Annotated in this window: 20 protein-coding genes and 7 tRNA genes; 26 read left to right on the forward strand and 1 reads right to left on the reverse strand. The window is 44.0% G+C overall.

Going from position 1 to position 26,066, the window contains the following annotated elements; all coding sequences use genetic code 11:
• Window positions 1–23: 23 nt before the first annotated feature.
• From AC1DP6_RS14435 to AC1DP6_RS14560, 26 genes are all read left to right on the forward strand, one after another.
• Window positions 24–965: a tyrosine-type recombinase/integrase gene (locus AC1DP6_RS14435; RefSeq protein ID WP_477055676.1), complete on the forward strand. Its 942-nt coding sequence runs from the start codon at window positions 24–26 to the stop codon at window positions 963–965.
• Window positions 966–1,126: 161 nt separating this feature from the next.
• Window positions 1,127–1,426, forward strand: a complete 300-nt coding sequence (locus AC1DP6_RS14440) for an HPF/RaiA family ribosome-associated protein (RefSeq protein WP_133808740.1) — start codon at window positions 1,127–1,129, stop codon at window positions 1,424–1,426.
• 235 nt (window positions 1,427–1,661) lie between these two features.
• Window positions 1,662–1,735: transfer RNA gene (locus tag AC1DP6_RS14445), tRNA-Thr, on the forward strand.
• 55 nt (window positions 1,736–1,790) lie between these two features.
• Window positions 1,791–1,872 (forward strand) — tRNA-Tyr (locus AC1DP6_RS14450).
• Between the two features lie 199 nt (window positions 1,873–2,071).
• Window positions 2,072–2,144 (forward strand) — tRNA-Gly (locus tag AC1DP6_RS14455).
• A 21-nt stretch (window positions 2,145–2,165) separates the two neighbouring features.
• Window positions 2,166–2,240: transfer RNA gene (locus AC1DP6_RS14460), tRNA-Thr, on the forward strand.
• A 112-nt stretch (window positions 2,241–2,352) separates the two neighbouring features.
• A tRNA-Lys gene (locus AC1DP6_RS14465) sits at window positions 2,353–2,426 on the forward strand.
• A gap of 72 nt (window positions 2,427–2,498) precedes the next feature.
• On the forward strand, window positions 2,499–3,686 hold the full coding sequence (gene tuf / locus AC1DP6_RS14470; protein ID WP_477055448.1) for an elongation factor Tu: 1,188 nt from the start codon (window positions 2,499–2,501) through the stop codon (window positions 3,684–3,686).
• 103 nt (window positions 3,687–3,789) lie between these two features.
• Window positions 3,790–3,860, forward strand: a tRNA-Trp gene (locus tag AC1DP6_RS14475).
• 104 nt (window positions 3,861–3,964) lie between these two features.
• Window positions 3,965–4,165, forward strand: coding sequence for a preprotein translocase subunit SecE (gene secE / locus AC1DP6_RS14480; RefSeq protein ID WP_106527941.1), 201 nt, complete (start codon window positions 3,965–3,967; stop codon window positions 4,163–4,165).
• On the forward strand, window positions 4,166–4,732 hold the full coding sequence (gene nusG / locus AC1DP6_RS14485; RefSeq protein ID WP_133808742.1) for a transcription termination/antitermination protein NusG: 567 nt from the start codon (window positions 4,166–4,168) through the stop codon (window positions 4,730–4,732).
• Window positions 4,733–4,818: 86 nt separating this feature from the next.
• Window positions 4,819–6,018: a transglutaminase domain-containing protein gene (locus tag AC1DP6_RS14490; RefSeq protein ID WP_477055449.1), complete on the forward strand. Its 1,200-nt coding sequence runs from the start codon at window positions 4,819–4,821 to the stop codon at window positions 6,016–6,018.
• Between the two features lie 120 nt (window positions 6,019–6,138).
• Complete coding sequence (locus tag AC1DP6_RS14495; RefSeq protein ID WP_477055450.1) at window positions 6,139–7,335, forward strand: transglutaminase domain-containing protein; 1,197 nt, start codon at window positions 6,139–6,141, stop codon at window positions 7,333–7,335.
• 221 nt (window positions 7,336–7,556) lie between these two features.
• On the forward strand, window positions 7,557–8,000 hold the full coding sequence (rplK, locus tag AC1DP6_RS14500) for a 50S ribosomal protein L11 (RefSeq protein WP_331964243.1): 444 nt from the start codon (window positions 7,557–7,559) through the stop codon (window positions 7,998–8,000).
• A 44-nt stretch (window positions 8,001–8,044) separates the two neighbouring features.
• Window positions 8,045–8,734, forward strand: coding sequence for a 50S ribosomal protein L1 (gene rplA / locus AC1DP6_RS14505; RefSeq protein ID WP_133808746.1), 690 nt, complete (start codon window positions 8,045–8,047; stop codon window positions 8,732–8,734).
• Between the two features lie 58 nt (window positions 8,735–8,792).
• Window positions 8,793–9,320 carry a 50S ribosomal protein L10 gene (gene rplJ / locus AC1DP6_RS14510; RefSeq protein ID WP_477055451.1) on the forward strand — a complete coding sequence of 176 codons (528 nt, stop codon included), beginning with the start codon at window positions 8,793–8,795 and terminating at the stop codon, window positions 9,318–9,320.
• Between the two features lie 124 nt (window positions 9,321–9,444).
• A complete protein-coding gene (rplL, locus tag AC1DP6_RS14515) occupies window positions 9,445–9,813 on the forward strand; it encodes a 50S ribosomal protein L7/L12 (RefSeq protein ID WP_477055452.1) in 369 nt (122 codons plus the stop codon).
• A gap of 219 nt (window positions 9,814–10,032) precedes the next feature.
• A complete protein-coding gene (gene rpoB / locus AC1DP6_RS14520) occupies window positions 10,033–13,842 on the forward strand; it encodes a DNA-directed RNA polymerase subunit beta (protein ID WP_477021560.1) in 3,810 nt (1,269 codons plus the stop codon).
• Window positions 13,843–13,963: 121 nt separating this feature from the next.
• Window positions 13,964–18,262 carry a DNA-directed RNA polymerase subunit beta' gene (gene rpoC / locus AC1DP6_RS14525; RefSeq protein WP_477055453.1) on the forward strand — a complete coding sequence of 1,433 codons (4,299 nt, stop codon included), beginning with the start codon at window positions 13,964–13,966 and terminating at the stop codon, window positions 18,260–18,262.
• Window positions 18,263–18,334: 72 nt separating this feature from the next.
• Window positions 18,335–19,021 carry a DUF4397 domain-containing protein gene (locus AC1DP6_RS14530; RefSeq protein ID WP_477055454.1) on the forward strand — a complete coding sequence of 229 codons (687 nt, stop codon included), beginning with the start codon at window positions 18,335–18,337 and terminating at the stop codon, window positions 19,019–19,021.
• A 208-nt stretch (window positions 19,022–19,229) separates the two neighbouring features.
• Window positions 19,230–20,261 (forward strand): glycerophosphodiester phosphodiesterase family protein, encoded by a 1,032-nt coding sequence (locus tag AC1DP6_RS14535; RefSeq protein ID WP_477055455.1) that lies wholly within the window; start codon window positions 19,230–19,232, stop codon window positions 20,259–20,261.
• A gap of 115 nt (window positions 20,262–20,376) precedes the next feature.
• Window positions 20,377–20,985 carry an OmpH/Skp family outer membrane protein gene (locus AC1DP6_RS14540; RefSeq protein WP_477021565.1) on the forward strand — a complete coding sequence of 203 codons (609 nt, stop codon included), beginning with the start codon at window positions 20,377–20,379 and terminating at the stop codon, window positions 20,983–20,985.
• Window positions 20,986–21,064: 79 nt separating this feature from the next.
• Window positions 21,065–22,489, forward strand: a complete 1,425-nt coding sequence (locus AC1DP6_RS14545) for an APC family permease (RefSeq protein WP_477055456.1) — start codon at window positions 21,065–21,067, stop codon at window positions 22,487–22,489.
• A gap of 757 nt (window positions 22,490–23,246) precedes the next feature.
• On the forward strand, window positions 23,247–23,852 hold the full coding sequence (locus AC1DP6_RS14550; protein WP_441572516.1) for a DUF4254 domain-containing protein: 606 nt from the start codon (window positions 23,247–23,249) through the stop codon (window positions 23,850–23,852).
• A gap of 11 nt (window positions 23,853–23,863) precedes the next feature.
• Window positions 23,864–24,904 (forward strand): glycosyltransferase family 9 protein, encoded by a 1,041-nt coding sequence (locus AC1DP6_RS14555; RefSeq protein ID WP_477055457.1) that lies wholly within the window; start codon window positions 23,864–23,866, stop codon window positions 24,902–24,904.
• 185 nt (window positions 24,905–25,089) lie between these two features.
• Window positions 25,090–25,160 (forward strand) — tRNA-Gln (locus AC1DP6_RS14560).
• Between the two features lie 592 nt (window positions 25,161–25,752).
• On the opposite strand, the gene AC1DP6_RS14565 is transcribed toward AC1DP6_RS14560, so the two are convergent.
• Window positions 25,753–26,022 (reverse strand): hypothetical protein, encoded by a 270-nt coding sequence (locus AC1DP6_RS14565; RefSeq protein WP_477055458.1) that lies wholly within the window; start codon window positions 26,020–26,022, stop codon window positions 25,753–25,755.
• Window positions 26,023–26,066 lie beyond the last annotated feature (44 nt).

The raw sequence follows: 26,066 nt of genomic DNA on the forward strand, positions 1-26,066 counted from the left end.
ACTTTACAATCATCAATCTTTTTGTGTTGAACGAACCATTATATTCCTTAGCAGAGCGCTTTATAGCCTATATCCAGCTCGAAAAACGGTACTCAGCGCATACCTGCACTGCCTATCGCAATGATCTTTTACAGTTTATCGATTATATTACCCTCAGCTACAACAGTACCGCTGTAGAGGACCTTACTCATGTAATGATCCGTAGCTGGCTGGCCCGTCTCATGGAAGATGCCATGACGGCCAAAAGCGTAAACCGCAAAATCTCCACACTCAAATCCTTTTTCAAATATTGTCTGCGTCAGGGTCTGGTCAAACAGTCGCCCATGGCCAAAGTCATTGCGCCCAAAATAAGTCGCCGTTTGCCGGGTTATATTGAGGAGAAGGGGATGCGTGCCCTGGAAGATAATATCAGCCCTGTTTCCCTTACTTCCGTTCCCATTTTTGCCAATGATTTTGAAGGCACTACCCATCGGCTCATTTTTGAAATCTTTTATCAGACAGGTATCCGTTTGTCGGAGCTGATTTCTTTACAGGAGTTCAGGGTAGACAAAGGGAATCTTTCCATTAAGGTAATGGGGAAAGGAGGAAAGGAACGAATCATTCCTATTAGCCAGGGGTTGCTGATGCAAATAGGCGATTATATGGATCAGAAGCGGAGTTATCTGGAAGAATTTGAAGCAGGGGTATTGCTGGTGCATCCACACAGCGGCCAGCGGTTATATCCCAAATATGTGTATCTGACAGTACGGAAATATCTCACAGAACATCAAATCACTACTTTAAAAAAGAAAAGCCCGCATATACTTCGTCATACGTTCGCTACTCATCTCGCAAACAATGGTGCAGATCTGAATGCCATCAAAGAATTGCTGGGTCACTCCAGTCTCGCTGCCACACAGGTTTACACGCACAATACGATTGAGCAGTTGAAGAAAGTATATCAGCAGGCACACCCGAAAGCGTAGCAGTTATTTTTGGCTTTTAACAAAATATTACGCGGCTATTCCGCATTGCATTGCAAAAGTGACTATATTAGTAATCCAGTTCATTATACTAAAAGAGAGTGCCTATGACCTTCCTTTACTAACTAGAACTTAGATTGTTAAATATTTAAAAAATTAGTGCTATGAACGTACAAATTCAAACTGTGCATTTTGATGCTGATTCCAAATTGATCGATCATGTGAACAAGAAACTTCAGAAGTTAAACACCTTTTATGACCGTATCATTAGTGTGGATGTATTTTTAAAAGTGGATAATTTAGCCCATCAAATTAAAGACAAAATAGCCGAGATCCGAGTTCGAATACCCCGTCAGGACTTGTTTGTCAAGCACGAGTCTAAGTCCTTCGAAGAGTCTTTTGACCTTGCCTTCGAATCCCTTGTAGAGCAGGTGAAAAGAAAGAAGGAAAAGAAATTTCAATAATTTTCTGAAATAATTTTGGAAATATTAATCTCTTTGCTACCTTTGCCATCCCGATTCAAAAAGAGGGTCGGTAAAGGTAGCAAAGTTCTTTATGGTAGGGCGTTTTCAGGGAAGCAGATAAATTTTTAAATATTTATAACAAACTGAAAAAAAGATTTTGAGAATTGAAAAATTCGTTTAATTTTGCGCTCTCTTTCAACGAGTTACTTTATTGAAAGAATGTTTTTTGAAAGATGCCAGCATAGCTCAGTTGGCCAGAGCTACTGATTTGTAATCAGTGGGTCGGGGGTTCGAATCCCTCTGCTGGCTCATCGATTTTTATTTGGTTATTGAGATAACCGGATGACAAAATCCAAAGATGTTAGGGCAGGTTCCAGAGCGGCCAAATGGGGCGGACTGTAAATCCGCTGACTACGTCTTCATAGGTTCGAATCCTATCCTGCCCACAAATACAGCGTGTTCCGCTTTTGCCCTTCGCAGAGGCGGAACATAGTTGTTGAGTAGAAGGTGAGTAATTCAGAAGTAGTAGACAGCATACCCTAAACCTGTGGTACAACAGCCTTTTAAAGTTCTTATTTTTATTCTAATAATTCTATAAGTGGAAAGTTGCAGTGTTGTTTGCCGGAAACTTAGTGAATTAAAAATGCGGGAGTAGCTCAGTTGGTAGAGCGACAGCCTTCCAAGCTGTAGGTCGCGGGTTCGAACCTCGTCTCCCGCTCGCATTAAAGCAATTTTTTAAGCTGTTGTAGCTCAGGGGTAGAGCACTTCCTTGGTAAGGAAGAGGTCGTGAGTTCAATTCTCATCAACAGCTCCATTGAATTTTAGAAGAATAGTTGTAGTGACTTTTTTAATCGCCTCAACAAACTCCATAAAATTCGAATTTCGGAATTCGAATTTGTAAATTCTGCACTCCGAAATTAAAACTTAGCGTTGTAGCTCAATGGAAGAGCGACCCATTTTTATTTAGGGGAGGCCATGAGTTCAATTCTCATCAACGGTACAAGTTTGTAAAACCGTTTTTTTAAAACAACAATCAATACAATCTTTACAAACCATCTAAAAAGAAAATACAATGGCAAAAGAAACCTTCAAGCGGGATAAACCCCACGTAAACATTGGTACCATCGGCCACGTGGATCATGGTAAAACTACTTTGACTGCTGCCATTACCACAATTTTGGCAAATAAAGGTCTGGCAGAGAAGAGAGGATATGATGAGATCGATGCTGCTCCTGAAGAAAAAGAAAGAGGTATTACTATCAATACAGCTCACGTTGAGTATCAGACAGTTGCTCGTCACTACGCTCACGTTGACTGTCCTGGTCACGCGGATTATGTGAAGAACATGATCACCGGTGCTGCTCAGATGGACGGTGCTATCCTCGTGGTGGCAGCTACAGATGGTCCTATGCCGCAAACAAGAGAGCACATCCTGCTGGCTCGCCAGGTAGGTGTACCTCGTATCGTGGTATTCATGAATAAAGTTGATCTGGTAGACGATCCAGAACTGCTGGAACTGGTAGAAATCGAAATCCGTGATCTGCTGTCTTCTAACGGTTTTGATGGTGATAACGCTCCAGTTATCCAGGGTTCTGCAACCGGCGCTCTTGCTGGTGACGAAAAATGGGTAGGTGCTATCGACCAACTGATGGAAGCTGTTGATACTTACATCCCACTGCCTCCACGTCCGGTTGATCAACCGTTCCTGATGTCAGTAGAAGATGTATTCTCTATCACAGGTCGTGGTACAGTTGCTACAGGTCGTATCGAACGCGGTCGCATCAAAGTTGGTGAGAACGTTGAAATCGTAGGTCTGCAGGAAGAACCACTGAAATCTACTTGTACTGGTGTTGAGATGTTCAAAAAACTCCTCGACGAAGGTGAAGCAGGTGATAACGCTGGTCTGTTACTCCGCGGTATTGAGAAAACCCAGATCCGTCGTGGTATGGTTATCTGCCAGCCAGGTACTATCAAACCTCACTCCGAATTCAAATGCGAAGTATACGTACTGAGCAAAGAAGAAGGTGGCCGTCACACTCCGTTCTTCAACAAATACCGTCCTCAGTTCTACTTCCGTACTACTGATGTAACAGGTGAAGTTGAATTACCAGCTGGTGTTGAAATGGTTATGCCTGGTGATAACGTTAGTCTGACAGTTAAACTGATCCAGCCTATCGCTATGGACAAAGGTCTGAAGTTCGCTATCCGTGAAGGTGGTCGTACAGTAGGTGCTGGTCAGGTTACTGAAATCCTGAAATAAGCAACTAAATAATATTAAGAAGCCATTAGCTTTGGCGATTAAATGTCAGGAAATTAATATAGATTTGCTGGCTGCTAAAAGCTTACTGCTAATGGCTTTATACACGGGTATGGTGCAACGGTAGCATACGGGTCTCCAAAACCTTTGATCTGGGTTCGAATCCTAGTACCCGTGCAAGGGTTTATAAAAAATAATTAAATGGTTGAATTGTTGCAATAAAACAAGTCAACCATTTTTTAGGCTTTAAACAATTGACCATAAATAGTTAACTTTATAGAATGAATAAGATCAGAAATTATTTCCGCGAGTCTTATCATGAATTGGTTTACAAGGTGTCCTGGCCTACCTGGCAGGAACTCCAGTCATCTACCATGATCGTGCTGATAGCAACAATATTTGTTACTGCGCTCGTTTGGGGTATGGATGCCGCTTCCAATTTTGTGTTAACGCACTATTACGAAATTTTCAAAGCTAAATAAATGGATGCAGCCAATCTTCCTGCTCAGGAAACAAAGTGGTATGTACTCCGCGTTGTTAGTGGCAAGGAAAAAAAAGTGAAGGAATACCTGGATATTGAAGTACGCCGCTCCGATTGGGGTAACGTAATCAGCCAGATTTTCCTGCCGGTAGAAAAAGTATATAAAGTGCTGGCTGGTAAAAAAGTGATGCGCGAAAAAAACTTCTATCCCGGATATGTGATGATCGAAGCGGTTGATGGTAAAATGACCGATGAAGTAATACAGGCCATACGTAATGTATCTGGTGTTATCCACTTCCTCGGAAAGGATAAACCTATCGCACTCCGTAAAGTTGAAGTAAACAAAATGTTAGGTAAAGTGGATGAACTGAGCGATCAGGGATTAACCATGAGTGAACCTTTCATCGTAGGTGAAACCATTAAAATTATTGATGGTCCATTCAACGACTTTAACGGCGTGATCGAAGAAGTAATCGAAGACAAGAAAAAACTGAAAGTAACTGTAAAGATCTTTGGCCGTGCTACTCCGGTAGAGCTGAACTTTATGCAGGTAGAAAAACTTTCTTAATTTTTATACAACATCTTTATTGAAGAGCGTTCCGGAACACCGGAGCGCTTTTCTCATTTACCTATGGCCATGAACATCAAATAACCATGAACATCAAATGCCTGGTAATGGGTGCCACCTGCTTCTTCCTCATCGGAAGCGTAAAGGCCCAGACTGTAGCCCCAAAAACCGTTAAACCAGTGGCCTTTGCCGTTAATTTTGCACGCGTGCCTGATTCGGTGACCGCTACGCCAGCCGCAATGGCGGCCTACCTGGTAGCCCACAACAAAAGCCAGGTTGCCATACTTAAATCCCTTTACAGCTGGATGTCTGACCATATCAGCTATGATATGGTGAATACCTTTAAACCAGATTATTATAAAGATACCGCTGATGCCATCAACAACACCCTGAAAACCCGCATCGCTGTTTGCCAGGGATATGCCAGTCTGTTCATGGACATCTGCCGCCGCGCCAATATTCCCGCGTGGCTGGTGAGCGGATATACACTCAGTGCGGGAAGGCCTAATAATGCCAGTCATGTATGGGTGGCAGTGTTTACAGATAATAAATGGCTGCTGACTGACCCTACCTGGGGATCCGGCTATGCAAGGGATAATGAATATGTGCAACAGATTAACTGGCAACATTTCCTCATAGCTCCAGCTGTATTTATTAAAACACATGTACCCTTTGATCCTTTGTTCCAATTCCAGGACCAGCCCTTACGACACGATGAAATCCGGGATGGAAAATGGACCGCAGGCAGCGGTCGCCCGGTATTCAATTACAGGGATACGCTGGCGGCGTATGCGCTAATGCCGGAATTGGCCCGGGCAGAGAATTCAGTGAACAGAATAATGCAGTATGGCATCACTAACCAGCTGATCTCTGTTGAATTAACCAATCTCCATAATACAATAGCATACAGTAAACAAAAGAAACTGGTAGATGAGCAAAATCAGCAGGCCCATATAATAAATCAGGCCAGCAGTCGCTGTAATGATGTGATTAATTCCTTTAACCGGTATATAATTTTTAGAAACAACCAGTATACCCCGGCAAAGTCTGATAAAGAGATCCGGGAATGGGTGGACGGTATGGCTACAGAACTGAATGACATCACTAAAATGCTCAGTAACGTGAATGCAACGGAGCCTCCTTATACCACCAATAAAATGGAAATAGAAGCTTCTGCTGCCGGACTAAAACAACGTATCGCGGAAGAACAGGTCTTCCTGACGAAATATCTTAAAACAGGAAAATTATTCCGGAAAACCTTGTTTTATAAAATGAACTGGCGATAGCTTCACACAGTTGGATATTCAGATAGAGGAAAAAAAGTTTTCTCTTTTTTTATATTTTTAGGATGGTCCCGGGCCTTGCTCAGACTTTTAAACACCATCTCCCTATATCTTAATTATTATATGAAATCAGTTATTTCTGTCTTGCTGGGGCTGCTGCTGTGTACGTCAGCCAACGCGCAAACCGGCAAATCTGTTAAATCAGCCACTACGCTGGCTATTCCCCAGATACCCGAATCAGCCACCACGTCTCCCGCAGCAATGGCTAAGTGGTTACAGGCGCATACCAGCAATAGTATGGCTTTACAGCAATCATTATTCAGCTGGATGGCTAGTAATATTATCTACGATGTGGCCAATATGAATCAGCCTAACAGTTACAGGGATTCGGCGGCGGCAATGCTCAGAACGTTGCGTGCCCGCAAAGGCTTATGTACAGACTATGCGGTATTATATGCACAGGTATGCCGGGAAGCAGGTATTAATGCTATTGTGGTAACCGGCTACGGTTTGCTGAATGATATTATGATTCCCACGGGTTCACATGATTGGGTAGTGATAAAAAATGGTACGCAGTGGACCATTACAGATCCTACCTGGGGGGCAGGAGCGGTAGATAATGGTCGTTTTATCCAGAAGATCAACTGGAGCTGGTTCCAGGCACTGCCGCAGCTGGCGGTGAAAACGCATATGCCTTATGATCCCCTGTGGCAGATGTTATCATTTCCTTTACGTCATGACGAGCTGAACAGCCAGGGTTTTGCGGCAGCAACGAAACGGTCAGTGTTCGCTTTCAATGATAGTTTGAATGCCTGGTCACGGCAGTCGCGTCTGGAACAGTTGCAACATGCCTCCGCCAGGATCCGGCAGTTTGGCGGGGCAGCGAATCCATTTATTATGACGGAGCTGGACTGGATGGATCAAACCATTAAAGTATTGGCCGCCAACCAGGAGATAGAGGCAAGGAACAGGCGGGTAGACCAGTTTAACGCCGTGAACCGGGATTATACTGAGGTGGTGAAGTTATATAATGAGTATGTGGGCTTCAAGAACAGGCAGTTTTTACCGGAAATGAAGGATGAGTTATTAAAGAAGATGATTGATGGGATTGCCGGCCGGCTGACGGATGCTGAAAAGTCGCTTTCGGGGCTGCATATTCCTGACGATGCGATTAAGCATAATATGGACGAGCTGTTGCAGGCGATAACAGAGATGAAGGGAAAGGTGATGAGTGAGCAGTCTTTTGTAAATAAATATATAAAAACAGAGAAGGGTAAGCGGCGGGAATTGTTTTATGCACAAGTGGCGGAGAAATCGTAACTTTGCCGGCTTCGGATAATAAGGAAAAATTTCGGGTAATGCAATAGATTTGTAAAAAAAATCCTTTCCGAAGCAAAAAGGATGCCCAATTTCAAATACTTTTTGACAATTTCGTAATAATATATACCTTTGCATCCCCTTTAAAAGGTTATTTTAGTTCCTTTTAGTTTTGGGAGTCTTCTGTTTTGCAGGGGGCGTTTAACCAAATTAAATTAAAAAACATGGCAAAAGAGATTTCAACGTACGTGAAATTGCAGGTGAAAGGCGGCCAGGCCAACCCTGCACCTCCAATTGGTCCCGCACTGGGTTCCAAGGGTGTGAACATCATGGAATTCTGCAAACAATTCAATGCCCGCACCCAGGATAAAATGGGTAAAGTATTGCCTGTGTTGCTGACTGTTTACACTGACAAATCATTCGAATTTGTAATTAAAACTCCTCCGGCACCTGTACAGCTGCTGGAAGCTGCTAAATTACAGAGTGGTTCCAAAGAACCAAACCGTAACAAGGTGGGTAAAGTTTCCTGGGCTCAGGTACAGGCTATCGCAGAAGATAAGATGGCTGATCTGAACTGCTTTACGCTGAACAGCGCTATGAAAATGGTAGCTGGTACTGCGCGTAGCATGGGTATTACTGTTGATGGTAAAGCTCCTTGGGAAAACTAATTGTTTCACCCTGTTGAGGCAGGATCTTAAAATCATTTTGACAAATGGCAACTAAAAAGAGAAAAGTAGCTGACGCTAAGCTTGAAAAAAATAAGGTTTACAGCCTGAAAGAAGCTTCTAGCCTGGTTAAAGATATTAACTGTACTAAATTCGACAGCTCTGTCGATTTACATATCCGCTTAGGCGTTGATCCTAAGAAAGCAGATCAAGCCATCCGTGGTTCCGTAACGCTTCCACACGGTACTGGTAAGACTAAGAAGGTTTTAGTGCTCTGCACACCTGATAAAGAAGCTGCTGCAAAAGAGGCAGGTGCTGACTTCGTTGGTCTGGATGAATTTATCCAGAAGATCGAAGCTGGTTGGACTGATGTTGATGTAATCGTAGCTACTCCTTCTGTAATGCCGAAGATCGGTAAACTGGGTAAGATTTTAGGTCCCCGTAACCTGATGCCAAACCCTAAGACCGGTACTGTTACTAACGACGTTGCAGCTGCAGTAAACGATGTTAAAGGCGGTAAAATCACTTTCAAGGTTGATAAAGCTGGTATCATCCACGCTTCTATCGGTCGTGTATCTTTTGCATCTGATAAAATTGAGCAGAACTCTATGGAGCTGATCAGTGCTATCATCAAGCTGAAACCAGCTACTGCAAAAGGTGTTTACCTGAGAGGTCTGTCTATGGCAAGCACCATGAGTCCAGGTATTGTTATCGATACTAAATCTGTTCAAAACTAATTGATCACGAGTTGTAGTCGTTATCTGTAAAGATGGGGCTTGCTACAAACGTTTTAATATGAATAAAGATCAAAAACAAGAAGCGATTGAACTGCTGAAAAGTAAGTTCTCTCAATACAGCAACTTTTATATCACTAATACTGAATCATTATCAGTAGCACAGGTAAATGGCCTGAGGAAAGTATGCTTTGATAAGCAAGTGGAAATGAAGGTGGCTAAAAACACCCTGATCCGCAAGGCACTGGAATCTCTGGATAGCGAAAAGTATGCAGGTTTATTTGAAAGCCTGAGCGGTGTAACAGCCCTGATGTTCTCTGACAGCCCGAAAGAGCCGGCTCTGATCATCTCTGCTTTCCGTAAAGCTAATAACAAGCTGGAAAAGCCAGTATTGAAAGCTGCTTTTGTTGCAGATGAAATCTTCATCGGTGACAACCAACTGGTTCCTTTGACCAACATCAAGACCAAGAACGAGCTTATTGGCGAAGTTATCGGTCTCTTGCAATCACCTGCAAAACGCGTTATCGCTGCTTTGCTGGAAAAAGGCAAGAAAGAAGAAGCTGCGGTGGAAGCACCAGCAGCAGAATAATCCTTTTGGCTTTGGCTTATTCGCTTGCTAAAAGCTAATGGCTAAAGGCTGAAAGCTACATCGGCTTCCAAGTCACAATATAATTAACAACAACATTACAAACATTACATTAAAACATTATAAAATGGCAGACGTAAAAGCATTAGCTGAACAATTAGTAGGTTTAACTGTTAAGGAAGTACAAGAACTGGCAGACGTTCTGAAATCAGAATATGGTATCGAACCAGCTGCTGCTGCAGTTGTGGTATCTGCTGGCGCTGAAGCTGCAGTAGTTGAAGAAAAAACTGCATTCAACGTAGTTCTGAAAGCTGCTGGTGCAAGCAAACTGAACGTTGTTAAGATCGTTAAAGATCTGACCGGCTTAGGTCTGAAAGAAGCGAAAGAACTGGTAGACGGTGCGCCTAAATCTATTAAAGAAGGCGTAAGCAAAGCTGAGGCTGAAGACCTGAAAGCTAAGCTGACTGAAGCTGGTGCTGATGTTGAGATTCAGTAATTCTTTGCTTAAGTATACATCTTTTAAAGGTCAAAAGTGCTTTTGCACTTTTGGCCTTATTCCCTTTGGGAAAGTGTCTTTTTCAGAGAGTCAAAACGGGGAATCACTAATAAGGTGACTTTGACCACGTGCAGAAGGCATAAATAAATTGGGATGGTATTGGCAAAGAAATCTTAATTTCCCTAATTCTTACAAGTCATATAACTGCTAACTTCGAATATGTCTCTAAAAAAAGCCCAAACAAACGAAAGAGTAAATTTTGGAAAGATCAAACAAGTTACTGAGACACCGGATCTGTTGGCTATCCAAATCCAATCTTTCAAGGATTTCTTCCAATTAGAAACCACACCAGACAAGCGAAACAACGAAGGACTTTTTAAAGTATTTAAAGAGAACTTCCCGATTACAGATACCAGAAATATCTTTAATCTGGAATTCCTTGATTATTTCGTGGATCCTCCGCGTTATACCATCGAGGAGTGTATTGAGCGTGGGCTTACTTATTCTGTACCGTTGAAAGCGAAACTCCGCCTCAGCTGTAATGATGAGGAGCATGTGGATTTCCAGACGATTGTCCAGGATGTGTTTTTAGGAAACATTCCTTACATGACTCCAAGAGGTACTTTCGTTATTAATGGTGCTGAGCGCGTGGTTGTATCCCAACTGCATCGTTCACCTGGTGTTTTCTTTGGTCAATCTGTACATCCGAACGGAACCAAGATCTACTCGGCAAGGGTGATCCCGTTCAAGGGCGCATGGATGGAGTTTGCAACGGACATCAACAACGTGATGTATGCTTACATCGACCGTAAGAAGAAATTCCCGGTTACCACCCTGTTGCGTGCCATCGGCTATGAAACAGATAAGGATATCCTGCAGCTGTTTGGCATGGCAGATGAAGTAAAAGCAGACAAAAAAAGTCTTGATAAATATGCCGGCAAAAAGCTGGCTGCCCGTGTTTTAAGAAGCTGGGTAGAAGACTTTGTGGATGAAGATACCGGTGAAGTGGTGAGCATCGAGCGTAATGAAATTATGCTGGAGCGTGATAGCATCCTGGATGAAGCGAATATCGAAACCATCGTAGACATGGGATTGAAAAGCGTTTTCGTACAGAAAGAAGAGGTGAGCGGCGATTTCTCCATCATCTACAATACATTAAATAAGGATACATCTAACTCCGAGCTGGAAGCTGTTCAGCACATCTACCGCCAACTGCGCGGTGCTGATGCGCCGGATGATGAAACTGCAAGGGGTATCATCGATAAATTGTTCTTCTCCGACAAACGTTACGATTTAGGTGACGTAGGTCGTTATAAGATCAACAGAAAATTAGGTCTTCCTACTCCGTTAGACATGAAAGTGCTGACGAAGGATGACATCATCTCCATCATCAAGTACCTGGTACAGCTGACCAATGGTAAAGCAGAAATCGATGATATCGATCACCTGTCTAACCGTCGTGTGCGTACTGTAGGCGAGCAGTTATATGCTCAGTTTGGTGTTGGTCTTGCACGTATGGCACGTACCATCCGTGAAAGAATGAACGTACGTGATAACGAGGTATTTACCCCGGTAGATCTGATCAACGCGAGGACTTTGTCTTCCGTGATCAACTCCTTCTTCGGTACTTCCCAGTTATCTCAGTTCCTGGATCAAACAAACCCGTTATCAGAAATCACGCACAAACGTCGTATTTCCGCTCTCGGACCCGGTGGTCTGAGTCGTGAAAGAGCAGGCTTTGAGGTGCGTGACGTTCACTATAGCCACTACGGCCGTCTTTGTACCATTGAAACACCAGAAGGACCAAACATCGGTCTGATCTCTACACTTTGCGTTCACGCAAAAGTGAATGAAATGGGCTTCATTGAAACACCTTACCGCAAAGTAAGAGACGGTAAAGTAGATATGCATAAAGTGGAGTTCCTGAGTGCTGAAGAGGAAGATTCTGTGAAGATTGCACAGGCGAACGCCCCACTGGATGATAAAGGCCATTTCTTAAACGAAAAAGTAAAATCCCGCGAAACCGGTGACTTCCCTATTCTCGACAGAGAAGATGTGGAATTCATGGACGTGGCGCCTAACCAGATCGTAGGTTTGAGTGCTTCATTGATTCCGTTCCTGGAACATGATGATGCCAACCGTGCGTTGATGGGATCAAACATGCAACGTCAGGCGGTACCATTGCTGAACCCTGAAGTGCCTATCGTAGGTACCGGATTGGAAGGCAAAGCTGCGCGTGACTCCCGTTTGCAGATTACTGCAGATGGTAATGGTGTGATCGAATTTGTGGATGCAAATGAAATTCATGTTCGTTACGAGCGTGATGAAATGCAGAAACTGGTGAGCTTTGAAGACGATCTGATCGTTTACACACTGACCAAATTCGTTAAAACCAACCAAAGCACCTGTATTAACCTCAGACCTTGCGTTAAGAAAGGTCAGCGTGTTAAGGATGGCGACTTCTTAACAGAAGGTTACGCTACCCGCGGTGGTGAGCTGGCACTGGGACGTAACCTGAAGGTAGCGTTCATGCCATGGAAAGGTTACAACTTTGAGGATGCGATCGTAATCTCTGAGCGTGTTGCACGTGAGGATCTGTTTACTTCTATCCACATCGATGAATATGAACTGGAAGTTCGTGATACCAAACTGGGTGAAGAAGAACTGACTCCGGATATTCCTAACGTAAGTGAAGAGGCTACCAAAGACCTCGACCAGAACGGTATCATCCGTGTTGGTGCACACATTAAAGAAGGCGATATTCTGATTGGTAAAATCACTCCGCGTGGTGAATCTGATCCTTCTCCTGAAGAAAAACTCTTAAGAGCGATCTTCGGTGACAAGGCTTCTGATGCGAAAGATGCTTCTCTGAAAGCACCTCCGTCAACAGAAGGTGTGGTGATCGACAAGAAATTGTTCAGTCGCGCCAAGAAAGATAAGAACTCCAAAACCCGTGAGAAAGCAGCTATCGAGAAACTGGAGAAAATTCACCAGAAGAATGCGGAAGATGTGCTGGAAGTGCTGATGAGCAAATTGCTGGTATTACTGAAGGATAAAACCTCTCAGGGTATTACCAACACTTACGGTGAAGTATTGATCTCTAAGGGTTCCAAGTTCTCTCCGAAGAACCTGGTAAATATTGATTTCATGAACGTAAACCCACTGGGCTGGACAACAGACGAAGTGGTGAACGATCAGATCAATACCCTGCTGCATAACTATAACATCAAGTTCAACGAAGAGCTGGGTCGTTACAAACGTGAGAAGTTCAACATCTCTATCGGTGATGAGCTGCCAGCGGGTGTACTGAAACTGGCAAAGGTTTACCTGGCCAGCAAGCGTAAGTTGAAAGTGGGTGATAAGATGGCGGGACGTCACGGTAACAAGGGTATCGTTGCCAAGATTGTGCGTGATGAAGACATGCCTTTCCTGGAAGATGGTACACCACTGGATATCGTACTGAACCCACTCGGGGTACCTTCCCGTATGAACCTTGGACAGATCTACGAAACCGTATTAGGTTGGGCTGGTCTGAAACTGGGTGTACGCTTTGCGACGCCGATCTTTGACGGTGCTACTACAGATGAAATTGCTGATTATATCAAAGAAGCCGGTTTACCTAGCTTCGGTCACGCTTACCTGTGTGATGGTGAAACGGGAGATCGTTTCCACCAGAAGGCAACCGTAGGTGTTATCTATATGCTTAAACTGAGCCACATGGTGGATGATAAGATGCACGCCCGTTCTATCGGACCGTACAGTCTCATTACCCAACAGCCGCTGGGTGGTAAAGCCCAGTTTGGTGGTCAGCGTTTTGGTGAGATGGAGGTGTGGGCACTGGAAGCATATGGTGCATCCAACATCCTGCAGGAACTGCTTACTATTAAATCAGATGATATCGTTGGTCGTGCCAAGGCATATGAATCTATCGTGAAAGGTGACAACATACCTAAAGCAGGTGTGCCTGAATCCTTCAACGTATTGATCCATGAATTGCGTGGTCTGGGTCTGGATCTGAAATTTGACTAAGAGCTTTTAGCTACCAGCCATTAGCAGCGATGCTAATGGCTGATAGCTTGGATATTTCGCAGGAATAAAATTTTTGTCGCTGGCTTATCACCAACGGCTAACAGCTAAAAGCTAATTACAGATGGCTATCAAGAAAGAAAATCGTCCTAAATCAAATTTTAACAGCATTACCATCAGTCTGGCTTCTCCGGATGTTATTCTGGAGCGTTCATACGGTGAGGTGCTGAAACCTGAAACTATCAACTACCGTACTTACAAACCGGAACGTGATGGTTTATTCTGCGAAAGAATATTCGGGCCTGTAAAGGATTACGAATGCTATTGCGGAAAATACAAACGTATCCGTTATAAGGGTATTGTGTGTGATCGCTGCGGTGTAGAGGTAACGGAGAAGAAAGTACGTCGTGAAAGAATGGGCCACATTCGTTTAGTGGTACCCGTTGTACATATATGGTATTTCAAATCCCTGCCTAACAAGATCGGTTACCTGCTTGGAATGTCTTCCAAGAAACTGGAAACCATCGTGTATTACGAAAGATACGTAATCATCCAGGCGGGTATGAAACAGGAGAAAGGCATGAACTACGGTGATTTGCTCACTGAAGAAGAATACCTGGATATCCTGGACACTTTACCAAAAGACAATCAGCTGTTACCGGATGAAGATCCTAACAAGTTTATTGCTAAAATGGGTGCGGAAGCGGTAGAAATGATGCTGGCCCGTATTGATCTGGACAGCCTTTCTTATCAGCTGCGTAACCAGGCGGCTACTGAAACTTCCCAGCAACGTAAAGCGGAAGCGCTGAAACGTCTGAGCGTAGTGGAAGCTTTCCGTGAAGCAAATGGCAGAGTAGAAAACCGTCCTGAATGGATGGTAATGCAATATATCCCGGTGGTACCTCCTGAACTGCGTCCGTTAGTTCCTTTGGATGGTGGCCGTTTCGCGTCTTCCGACCTGAACGACCTTTACCGCAGGGTAATTATCCGTAACAACCGTCTGAAACGTTTGATCGAAATTAAGGCACCTGAGGTGATCCTTCGTAACGAAAAACGTATGCTGCAGGAAGCAGTGGATTCCCTGTTCGACAACTCCCGTAAATCCAACGCGGTGAAAGCGGAAGGTGGTCGTGCACTGAAATCACTGTCAGACGTACTGAAAGGTAAACAAGGTCGTTTCCGTCAGAACTTGCTCGGTAAACGTGTGGATTATTCCGGACGTTCTGTTATCGTGGTAGGACCTGAACTGAAACTGCACGAATGTGGTTTGCCTAAGGATATGGCGGCTGAATTATTCAAACCGTTTATTATCCGTAAACTGATTGAAAGAGGCATCGTTAAAACCGTGAAATCAGCTAAGAAGCTGGTAGATCGTAAAGAAGCGGTGGTTTGGGATATCCTGGAAAACGTATTGAAAGGTCACCCGGTTATGTTAAACCGTGCGCCAACCCTTCACCGTTTGTCCATACAGGCTTTCCAGCCTAAACTGGTGGAAGGTAAAGCGATACAGTTGCACCCACTCGTGTGTTCTGCGTTTAACGCGGATTTCGATGGTGACCAGATGGCGGTACACGTGCCTTTGAGCAACGCTGCTGTTCTGGAAGCCCAACTGCTGATGCTGTCTTCTCACAACATCCTTAACCCGCAGAATGGTACGCCAATCACCCTGCCTTCACAGGACATGGTTCTTGGTTTGTATTACATTACCAAGGGTAAGAAAACGATGGGTGATGTGGTAGTAAGAGGAGAAGGTAAAGCTTTCTACTCTGCGGAAGAAGTAATCATCGCACTGAATGAAGATCGTATCGATCTGCATGCTCACATCCGTGTTAAAGCTGATGTAAGAAACGCAGATGGTTCGCTGGAAAGAAAACTGATCGAAACTACGGTAGGTCGCGTACTGTTCAACCAGCACGTACCTAAAGCAGCCGGTTATGTAAATGCCCTGCTGACCAAGAAATCATTGCGTGAAATCATCGGTGATATCATCAAAGCAACAGATATTCCTAAGACTGCGAAGTTCCTGGATGACATCAAACAATTAGGTTTCCGCATGGCGTTCCGCGGTGGTCTGTCATTTAACATTAATGACCTGATCATCCCAGACGTTAAGCAAGACATGATTGATGGTGCAGCCGGTGAAGTAGAAGAAGTTTGGGATAACTATAACATGGGTCTGATCACCAACAACGAACGCTATAACCAGATCATTGATATCTGGTCACGTGTGGATACGAAGGTGACTGAAACCCTGATCCGTGAGCTGGCAGCAGACAAGCAAGGATTCAACTCTGTATATATGATGTTGGATTCCGGTGCGCGTGGTTCCAAGCAGCAGATCAAACAGCTGGCTGGTATCAGAGGTCTGATGGCCAAGCCGCGTAAGAGTGGATCTACCGGTTCAGAGATCATCGAAAACCCGGTATTGTCCAACTTTAAAGATGGTTTGAACGTATTGGAATACTTCATCTCTACGCACGGTGCCCGTAAGGGTCTTGCGGATACGGCGTTGAAAACAGCGGATGCGGGTTACCTGACCCGTCGTCTGGTGGACGTTGCGCAGGATGTGGTAATTAACGAAGAAGATTGTGGCACCCTCCGTGGTATTGCTACTTCAGCGTTGAAAGATAATGAAGAAGTGATTGAAACCCTGTACGACCGTATTCTTGGACGTACTTCCCTGCACGATGTATTTGATCCTCATAATGATGAAGAACTGATCGTAGGTGCTGGTTTAGAAATCACAGAAGAGATTGCACACAGAATTGAAGAAAGTGCCATTGAAACCGTAGAAATCCGCTCCGTACTGACTTGCGAAAGCCGTCGTGGTGTGTGTGTGAGATGTTACGGTAAAAACCTGGCGAGCGGTTACACTGCACAGAGAGGTGATGCTGTAGGTATCATCGCTGCACAGTCAATCGGTGAGCCTGGTACACAGTTGACACTGCGTACCTTCCACGTGGGTGGTGTGGCCGGTTCTACTTCCGTTGAATCCGGTATGCCAGCTAAGTTTGATGGTACTGTACAATTCGATGGCTTACGTACTACCACCTATGAAAATAATCAGGGTGAAAAAGTACAGATCGTTATCGGTCGTACCGGTGAGTTGCGTATCATGGACGTGAAAAATGATCGTCTGCTGGTAACCAACAATATTCCTTACGGTTCTACCCTGTTGGTAAAAGACGGGCAGAAAGTAGTGAAAGGTGATCTGCTCTGTACATGGGATCCGTTCAACGCCGTTATCGTGTCTGAAATCCCTGGTAGCATTCGTTTCGACAGCATCATTGAAGGTATCACCTTCCGTGAAGAAGCGGACGAACAAACAGGTCACCGTGAGAAAGTGGTAATTGAAACCAAAGACAAAAATAAGATTCCGTCTATCCTGGTAGAAGGTAATAAAGAAGTGAAATCATACAACTTACCAGTAGGTTCGCACATCGTTATCACTGAAGGTGATAAGGTGAGAGCGGGTCAGGTAATTGTGAAGATCCCACGTATTATCGGTAAACTGCGAGATATCACGGGTGGTCTGCCACGTGTAACTGAGCTCTTTGAAGCACGTAACCCAAGCAACCCTGCCATCGTTTCTGAAATTGACGGTGTGGTAGCATTCGGTAACATCAAACGTGGTAACCGCGAAATCATCATCGAAAGCCGTGAAGGTCAGATCAAGAAATACCTGGTGCCATTAACACGTCATATCCTGGTTCAGGATGGTGACTTCGTGAAGGCCGGTACTTCTCTCTCCGATGGTTCTACTACTCCTGCGGATATTCTGTCTATCAAAGGACCGTTTGCCGTACAGGAATACCTGGTAAATGAAATCCAGGAAGTATACCGTTTACAGGGTGTAAAGATCAACGACAAACACATTGAGGTGATCGTTCGTCAAATGATGCGTAAAGTAAACATCGAAGATCCGGGCGATACCCGCTTCCTCGAAGGTGATACTGAAGATAGATTTGACTTCTTTGAAGAAAACGATATGATCTTCGATAAGAAGGTTGTAACGGAAGCAGGTGAATCTGCTAACCTGAAAGCTGGTCAGATAGTGACCCTGCGCCAGGTTCGTGAAGAAAACTCCCTGTTACGTCGTGCAGATAAGAAACTGGTTGAATTCCGTGATGCAAGTCCGGCTACTTCCAGCCCACTCCTGCAGGGTATTACCAAGGCTTCCCTCGGTACCCGTAGCTGGATCTCTGCTGCTTCGTTCCAGGAAACAACCAAAGTACTGTCACAGGCTGCGATCAACGGTAAGACCGATGATATGATGGGTCTGAAGGAGAATGTGATCACAGGTCACCTGATCCCTGCCGGTACTGGTTTACGTGAGTTCGAAAACATGATCGTAGGTTCCAAGGAAGAATACGACATCCTGGCCTCTTCTAAGGAAGTGTTCCAGTTTGATGAAGAAGAATAGTGCTGTAAAGCATTTTCAAACATATAGAAGCGGGTGTCTCCATCTGGAGACACCTAAAACGAAGCGGATTTCATGAAATATCTGATTATTCCAATTATCATTGTGCTGGCATTGCTGGGAGCATGTACGAAGAACAGTGACAGCGCAGTGCCTGATACCCACGGCAACTTTGCATTTGTTAATGCAATCCCTGGTGATGTGCAGTTTAACATCAGGCTGGATACGAATACCTTTGCCAGTAATGTACCTTATAAAACCAGCACCGGGTATAAATCGTACCGGGCGCAGAAGTATAATCTCATCATTACCACCGCTGCCCGACCTGATGTTATTTCCTATAAAGGAGAGATCTTTTTAAGGAATAATCGTTTCTACACTGCGTTTGTAGGAGCGGATAGTCTGAAGAGGCCCATTTTGATTGTTACAGAAGATGATTTGACGCCTTTAAGAGATGATAGCGCAAAGGTCAGGGTAATTGATTTCAGTGAGGGCTTTAAGCCGAACAGAACGCCGCTGGGAATGGATATTTATTTTGGTAAACCTATATTTTTCAAAGGACTTACCTTTCCTGCGCAAACAGCTTTTGCACCATTGGTCGGAGACAGCACTTACACCGTAAATTTCAATTATGTAGATGCCGCCACAGTGCTGAAAACTATTTCATTGAAAACACAAAAAGGCAAAGTGTATACATTGGTAACCGCCGGCTATCCACTGGATCCGGCCAGGTTTGATGTACTGACTATACAACATAATTAAGCAGAAAGCGAAAAGCAGAAAGCTATTGAAGCGAATGATCGAGGCGAATAATTTATTATTCTATTGCCTCCATAATTCGCTTCAATAGCTTTCTGCTTTCCGCATTATGCTTTTCCAAAGCTTTATTTTAATTTAACGGAGTAATTGTCCTGCAAGGGGATGTAAATAAATAAATTGCGCGTTATTTTCAGAGACAAACGTTGGTAATATGAATGACTACAAAAAAATATTCCTGCTTGGAGGAATGGCCATGCTGGGAACTGTAGCAGCAGGCGCACAACAGGCAGCGGCGCCTTATCTGGATGCCTATACGATCCCCGTTAAGAAAAAGAATGCGGTAATAGGAAAGATATATGATAGAAACGGGAAGCTGGGTTCCGCCGTACTCCTGGAAGATAAGTCGGGTTTATTCACGATCAGCGGGAATGAACTGAAACTGAAAAGGAAAGTCAGTGTAGGTGTGGATAGTCATGTTACCTATCCTGTGCGCATTAAAGCTGGGGATGATACCGCTGATTTTCTGCTGGTAGCAGATGATTTTATCCGCAACAAGGTAGTGGCGCACCGGGGCGCCTGGAAGCATCATGAAGGCAGTCAGAATAGCCTTACTTCTCTGAAAGACGCCATCAAGCTGGGTTGTGAAGGATCTGAGTTTGATGTTTGGTTATCTTCAGATGATCAGCTGGTAATATCGCATGATCCGGAGATAGGAGGAAAGAAGGTAGAAGAATCTACCCTGGCGGATTTACAGACCGTACAGTTGAAGAATGGAGATAGGGTGCCAACATTGGAAGAATATATTAACACCATCATGGAGCAGCAAAAAACCAGGCTGGTATTGGAGTTGAAGCCATCTGCCAAAGGGAAAGGGGAGCAGTTAGCTACCCAGGCAGTAGCAATGGTGCACGCCAAAAAAGCACAGGCATGGATGTTTTATATCAGCTTTGACTATAATATCTGCAAGAAAATAAAGGCGCTGGATCCTACGGCGAAGATTGCCTATCTCAATGGAGATAAAACGCCGGCCCAATTGCAGGCAGATGGCATATGGGGACTGGATTACAACCAGCAGGTATTTAAAAAAGATCCGCAGCTGATTGCCACCGCAAGGCAGCAGCAGGTCACCACAAATGCGTGGACTATTGACAATCCGGAGATCATGGATGGATTACTGAAGGATGGTATTGATTTTATTACTACCAACGAGCCTGAAATCCTGTTGGAGAAGGTAAAACATTAATATTAGTTAAAACCGAGCTAAAAAAACTAATCGGAATATGAAAATCCGGTAAAAACGTTATTTTAGCCGTTCCATTTTAAAAATGTACTAAAAAGAAGCAAATCCACCTATTAACATGCGCACTCGTAAACAATTAGTGACTAAAGGATTTATAGCGGCATTAGCAGCCGGATTATTAATGTCTTGCCAGAATAAAGCTGGTAACAACACACCAGCTACCACACCAGCAGCAGGCACAGGTACTCCGGCAGCAGGTAGTTTCAAAATTGCGTATGTAGATTTGGATTCACTGGAAACGCATTTCGAGTATTTCAAGGAAAAGAAGGGCTTGCTGGAACAGAAGCAGCAACAGATGGACAATCAGCTGAAAGGTAAGGCCCGCGCTTTGCAGGCTGAATATGAAGATCTGCAGCGTAAAGCAAATACGCTGACACAGGAACAGGGTGAGGCTGCACAACGTACGCTGATGTCCAAACAACAGCAACTGGAGCAGGAAGCGCAGAACCTGCGTGCTTCTTACGCAGAACAGGAAACTAAATTTAACGAGGAATTGCAGAAAAGATTGGATGATTTCCTGAAGACTTTCAATGCAGACAAGCGTTTCGCTTACATATTCTCTTATCGTAGTAATGCCAGCAACATTCTTTATAAAGATCCTGCTTACGATGTAACAGGGGACGTTATCAAAGGAATGAATGACAATGGTGCTGCTGCGACAAAATAAGCGCATAAAACCATCGAATTTTTTTTCTACCTTATAGTCCCGGTTCCCTTATGAACCGGGATTTTTTATAAACAACCATATGGAAATCAACCAAACTAAATCTTTCAAGCCATCCCTGGGATTGTTAGATGCCACCATGATCGTAGCCGGTTCTATGATAGGTTCCGGTATTTTTATTGTAACGGCCGAGATAGCGCGCAGTGTAGGCGGCGCTGGCTGGATTACTGCCATGTGGGTACTGGCAGGTATCGTTACACTGATTGCCGCCCTGAGTTACGGAGAGCTATCCGGCATGTATCCCAAGGCTGGTGGGCAATATGTATATCTCCGGGAGGCTTACAACCCTTTTATTGCTTTCTTATTTGGCTGGACCCAGTTCGGCGTGATTCAGACTGGTACTATTGCGGCAGTGGCGGTGGCCTTTGCCAAGTTTACCGCTTATCTTATTCCTGCTTTCAGTGAAAAAAATATTTTGTTAGATGCAGGTTTCGTACAGATTTCCGCTGCACAGATAGTGGCCATTGTGTCTATCATCTTACTAACGTTTATCAATACACGTGGTGTTCACCATGGTAAAGTGATACAAACAGTATTTACGCTGGCCAAGCTGTTATCTTTATTTGGACTGATTATTTTCGGATTTGCTGTTGGCGCCAAAGCGGAGATCTGGAACGCTAACTGGCAACATGCCTGGGATGCTGCCGCAGTTACTTCCCAGAATGGAGAGGTAGTCACCGCCGCCTTATCGGGACTGGCTTTATTCGGTGCGATTGCAGTATCCATGAAGGGCTCCCTGTTTTCGAGCGATGCCTGGAACAACGTTACCTTCATTGCGGGAGAAATTAAAAGTCCGGCAAAAAATATTGGTCGTTCCCTGTTCCTCGGAACGCTGATAGTGACGATCATTTATGTGAGCTGTAACCTGATGTACCTGGCAGTATTGCCACTGAATGAAATTGCTTTTGCTGCCAACGACCGTGTAGGTGTAGCAGCGGCCGCAAAAATCTTCGGTTCTTACGGTGCTTATATTATTGCTGTGATGATCATGATTTCCACTTTTGGCTGCAATAATGGTCTGATATTATCCGGGGCAAGGATCTATTATACTATGGCAGAAGATAAGTTGTTTTTCAAAAAAGCCGGGGAGTTAAACAAACACAGTGTGCCTGCCTACGGATTATGGATACAGTGTGCATGGGCGTCTATGCTCTGTCTTACAGGCAGATATAATGACTTGCTGGCGTTGGTAATATTTGGTGTATTGATATTCTATGTGCTGACCATTCTGGGTATTTTCATTTTAAGAAAAAAGCGCCCGGAAATAGAAAGGCCTTACAAGGCTTTTGGTTATCCGGTATTACCACTGATATATATCATCGTGGCATTATCGCTGGCAGCCCTGCTGCTGGTATTTGAAAGCAACTATACCTTACCAGGATTAGGCATTATTTTATTGGGCATTCCGCTCTATTATATCGCGATGGCGCGTCAGCCGAAGGCCTAGTTTAGCTAAAACGGACAAAAAAACCAGATATTTACAACGAAAGTTGTATGAAAAAATGTGGCCACTGCAGTGTATACTGCAGTGGCCACATTTAATTTGCACTAAGACACACGGGACATGGTGATGTCTGAGAATTGAACCCTAATAATTTAGAAAACCCGGTAATTTTAGAGAATATTAAACAAAAGGAATTGTCAACATAAGCAAAGGAAATCCCATAAAAATAGTGGTAAGAGACCACTTCAATTTATGAAATTCAATGTCTGTGATCTGGCCCTGTAATTTGTGACCTGGATTTTTGTTAACAATTGCAGTGATTATTTATTTTTTTATTTATGCCCTCAAACAAAACGTTTAGCCATTAGAGTGATTGATAATTACTTCATGCAAAAAACATTCAAAAAAACATAAACAACTATAAAAATATTATTGCCAACATATGGTGTGTAACAGCATCATTTTAGGGTAAAAAGGAACTTAAGGTGGTATAACCTTGACGGCATTTCAACCCCAAGATAACCATTAAAAGCCTTCACGATTTGCATTCTCGAACATTCACATGACAATCTTTTACAATAAGCGTATGGTTTCTACCATGCGCTTCTTTTTTAGCTATTAGCCATTAGCTGTTAGCTTTTAGGAGGATGCAGGGGCGTTTCGGGGTAAAAAGGGTTGGATTAAATATTTTCGGAATGTTAACTGCTAAACTAACTGCTAAAAGCTAATAGCTAATAGCTGTTTTTTGTACATTTGCGCCATGTTTACACAACTGTGCAATAAGATATTTAACCAGAGTATCGCGGCCTACCACGAGCGCAATGATGTGCATCAGGCTATTTCCAATCCTTATGAAAAGAGCAGTATTGAACACCTGCTTTTCCTGAAAAACTGGATAGACACGGTGCAGTGGCACCTGGAAGATATTATCCGTGATCCTAAAATAGACCCGGTAGAAGCCCTGGGTATTAAACGCTGGATAGACCGTTCCAACCAGGAACGCACCGATGTGGTGGAGTATATTGACAGCTATTTCCTCGAAAAATTCAGTAAAGTGGCGACTGCGGCAGATGCCAGCATTAATACGGAAAGTCCGGCCTGGGCAGTAGACCGTTTGTCTATCCTGGCGCTGAAGATTTATCATATGCAGGAAGAAGCCAGTCGTGCAGATGCTACACCCGAGCACCGGGCGGCCTGTCAGAAGAAACTGGATATTCTCCTTGAACAGCAACAGGATCTGGGAACAGCCATAGAAGCGCTGCTGGCAGATATTGAAGCAGGTAAAAAGTTCATGAAAGTGTACAAGCAGATGAAGATGTATAATGATCCTTCTCTCAATCCCGTTTTATACAAAACCGAAAAATAAACCTGCAATCATTGGGCACTGTTAAAACGATATTGGTTACCCGGTTGTCTGCCTTGGGAGATGTAGCCATGACCATTCCTGTGATGAAGCAGGTACTGGACGATAATCCCGATGTGGAGATTGTTTTTGTGACCAATCGTAACTGGGGTGCGTTGTGTGCAGGAATTCCCGGGCTTACCTTTTTTCCGGCTGATGTAAAAGGAATACATAAAGGGGTAAAAGGTTTATACCGTTTATTCCGCGAGGTAAAAAACGCGTATCGAATCGATGGCGTAGCCGATTTGCATAATGTGCTGCGATCAAAAATTATCCGGACCTTTTTCCGTTTGACTGGTACCCCGGTAGCATCGATAGATAAGGGCCGTGCAGAAAAGAAAGCGCTGACACGCCGGGAGGATAAAGTACTGCAGCCACTTACCCCTACTATTGAGCGTTATGCCGTTGTTTTCAGGCAATTGGGACTTCGTTGTGAAATGGGCAACAAACCCGTTTTTCCGCCCCGTCCTTTGACGGAATCCATTACGGCTGTCACTGGTGTCAAGGGGGCAGAAAAGTGGATAGGAATGGCTCCTTTTGCCACTTACCGCGAGAAAATGTATCCCCTGGAAAAGATGACAGCGGTGCTGGAAATACTGTTGCAGGAACCGAAACAACGGGTACTGCTGATGGGAGGAGGGAAACAGGAAGTAGCACTGCTCACAGAGCTCTCTGCAAAGTATCCGCAAGCTATTGTGATAGCAGGGCGTTTTTCATTAACAGAAGAAATGACGATCATCAGCCAGCTGGATGTGATGATCAGCATGGATTCTGCCAATATGCATCTGGCCTCTTTATTTGGGGTGCCGGTGGTATCTGTTTGGGGCGCTACTCATCCTTTTGCGGGTTTTATGGGATATGCACAACCGGCAGATAATGCTGTACAGATCGATGACCTTTCCTGCCGGCCTTGTTCCGTATTTGGCAACAAACCCTGTTTCAGAGGGGATTATGCCTGTATGGAGTGGATAAAACCGGTACAGATAGCGGAAAAAGTAAATAAAGTGATTTTATAACGTTTACTGTAAAGGATCTTGTTGCCAGGAAGGCATAGAAACCATGCAGATAGTGGGGCGGTGAATAAGCTGAATTTGTGATATAGCACTGTAGCGGGTTTTAAAGGATATTTAAAAAATATTGCAAGTTTTTTTTGCAGAAATAAAAAAAGTTATACTTTTGCCATCCCAAACAACAAGGGTATTGCCCAATAGTATAATGGTAGTACAGCAGATTTTGGTTCTGCTTGTCTTGGTTCGAATCCAGGTTGGGCAACTACTATAAACGAAAAGGCCGGAGAATTTCTCCGGCCTTTTCGTTTACATATCATTAGCTGATTACATTCATTAAAAGGGATCAAGTTGAAAACCTGGGAGATAGTGTAAATTTTAAGCATAAAGTTTATAGGGCATAAAGAACACCCATCATTATAGTTAACATTACCCACAAGATGTATTGTCATTAGGTAGATTCCGTCTGATCTATGCTTGACACCCGCTATGCACCTATAGAAGCACGGCAGTAGAGGTGGACTTGATGTGGACTTGATACGGGGATGACTTCCGGATGTACAACCGAATCAGAAGATGGGACGGAGATCAGAACCAGCCATAGCAGCGCTGTTATAGCAGGCTGTAGCTGTGGAAAGAGATATACTGTTCAAAGGAAGCGGGTATAAACGGTTTTATTCATCAAAATATCTCCCGGAGGTAATATTGTATAATATTCAAATATGGTTCGGGGGGATTTGAGAATGACAAATGGCGTTTAGAGAATATTGAAAAAAAGATATTCCCCAAGTTTTCAACTCAAAAGCAGAAAGCCGCATCACTGCGGCTTTCTGCTTTAAATGAATGCTTTTTAACGCTTAATTACAAGGGCCGAACCATGCCCAGGCAGAAGAAAATCCTGGGTATTGCGCCTGGTTCGTGGTTATTGCCTGATACAGGTTACCGTTGTAAACCACTCTCTGTCCAGGATAATACATGAATCCATAAAAGAATGGGGGTACGCCAACGCAGGAGACTCTGGCAGCAGCCTTTTTAGCTGTAACAGGAGCCTTAGGACCTGCTGCGTTTACGCTGGTCAGGAAAAGGGCAAAACATAACAATAGCAAATAGCTCACTTTGGTTTTCATAAACTAGAATTTAGGTGTATTCAAAAATATCCTGAGCCACCGCT

It is taken from the genome of Chitinophaga sp. 01L420, assembly GCF_056399985.1.

Excerpts from the sequence above, each read along its gene's own strand:
- AC1DP6_RS14530 (WP_477055454.1), top strand. The coding sequence starts at position 18,335 with ATGAAATATCTGATTATTCCAATTATCATTGTGCTGGCATTGCTGGGA.
- AC1DP6_RS14540 (WP_477021565.1), top strand. The coding sequence starts at position 20,377 with ATGCGCACTCGTAAACAATTAGTGACTAAAGGATTTATAGCGGCATTA.
- rpoB (WP_477021560.1), top strand. The coding sequence starts at position 10,033 with ATGTCTCTAAAAAAAGCCCAAACAAACGAAAGAGTAAATTTTGGAAAG.
- AC1DP6_RS14490 (WP_477055449.1), top strand. The coding sequence starts at position 4,819 with ATGAACATCAAATGCCTGGTAATGGGTGCCACCTGCTTCTTCCTCATC.
- tuf (WP_477055448.1), top strand. The coding sequence starts at position 2,499 with ATGGCAAAAGAAACCTTCAAGCGGGATAAACCCCACGTAAACATTGGT.
- AC1DP6_RS14495 (WP_477055450.1), top strand. The coding sequence starts at position 6,139 with ATGAAATCAGTTATTTCTGTCTTGCTGGGGCTGCTGCTGTGTACGTCA.
- AC1DP6_RS14565 (WP_477055458.1), bottom strand. The coding sequence starts at position 26,022 with ATGAAAACCAAAGTGAGCTATTTGCTATTGTTATGTTTTGCCCTTTTC.
- rplA (WP_133808746.1), top strand. The coding sequence starts at position 8,045 with ATGGCAACTAAAAAGAGAAAAGTAGCTGACGCTAAGCTTGAAAAAAAT.
- rplK (WP_331964243.1), top strand. The coding sequence starts at position 7,557 with ATGGCAAAAGAGATTTCAACGTACGTGAAATTGCAGGTGAAAGGCGGC.
- rpoC (WP_477055453.1), top strand. The coding sequence starts at position 13,964 with ATGGCTATCAAGAAAGAAAATCGTCCTAAATCAAATTTTAACAGCATT.
- secE (WP_106527941.1), top strand. The coding sequence starts at position 3,965 with ATGAATAAGATCAGAAATTATTTCCGCGAGTCTTATCATGAATTGGTT.
- AC1DP6_RS14550 (WP_441572516.1), top strand. The coding sequence starts at position 23,247 with ATGTTTACACAACTGTGCAATAAGATATTTAACCAGAGTATCGCGGCC.
- AC1DP6_RS14545 (WP_477055456.1), top strand. The coding sequence starts at position 21,065 with ATGGAAATCAACCAAACTAAATCTTTCAAGCCATCCCTGGGATTGTTA.
- AC1DP6_RS14440 (WP_133808740.1), top strand. The coding sequence starts at position 1,127 with ATGAACGTACAAATTCAAACTGTGCATTTTGATGCTGATTCCAAATTG.
- nusG (WP_133808742.1), top strand. The coding sequence starts at position 4,166 with ATGGATGCAGCCAATCTTCCTGCTCAGGAAACAAAGTGGTATGTACTC.
- rplJ (WP_477055451.1), top strand. The coding sequence starts at position 8,793 with ATGAATAAAGATCAAAAACAAGAAGCGATTGAACTGCTGAAAAGTAAG.
- AC1DP6_RS14535 (WP_477055455.1), top strand. The coding sequence starts at position 19,230 with ATGAATGACTACAAAAAAATATTCCTGCTTGGAGGAATGGCCATGCTG.
- rplL (WP_477055452.1), top strand. The coding sequence starts at position 9,445 with ATGGCAGACGTAAAAGCATTAGCTGAACAATTAGTAGGTTTAACTGTT.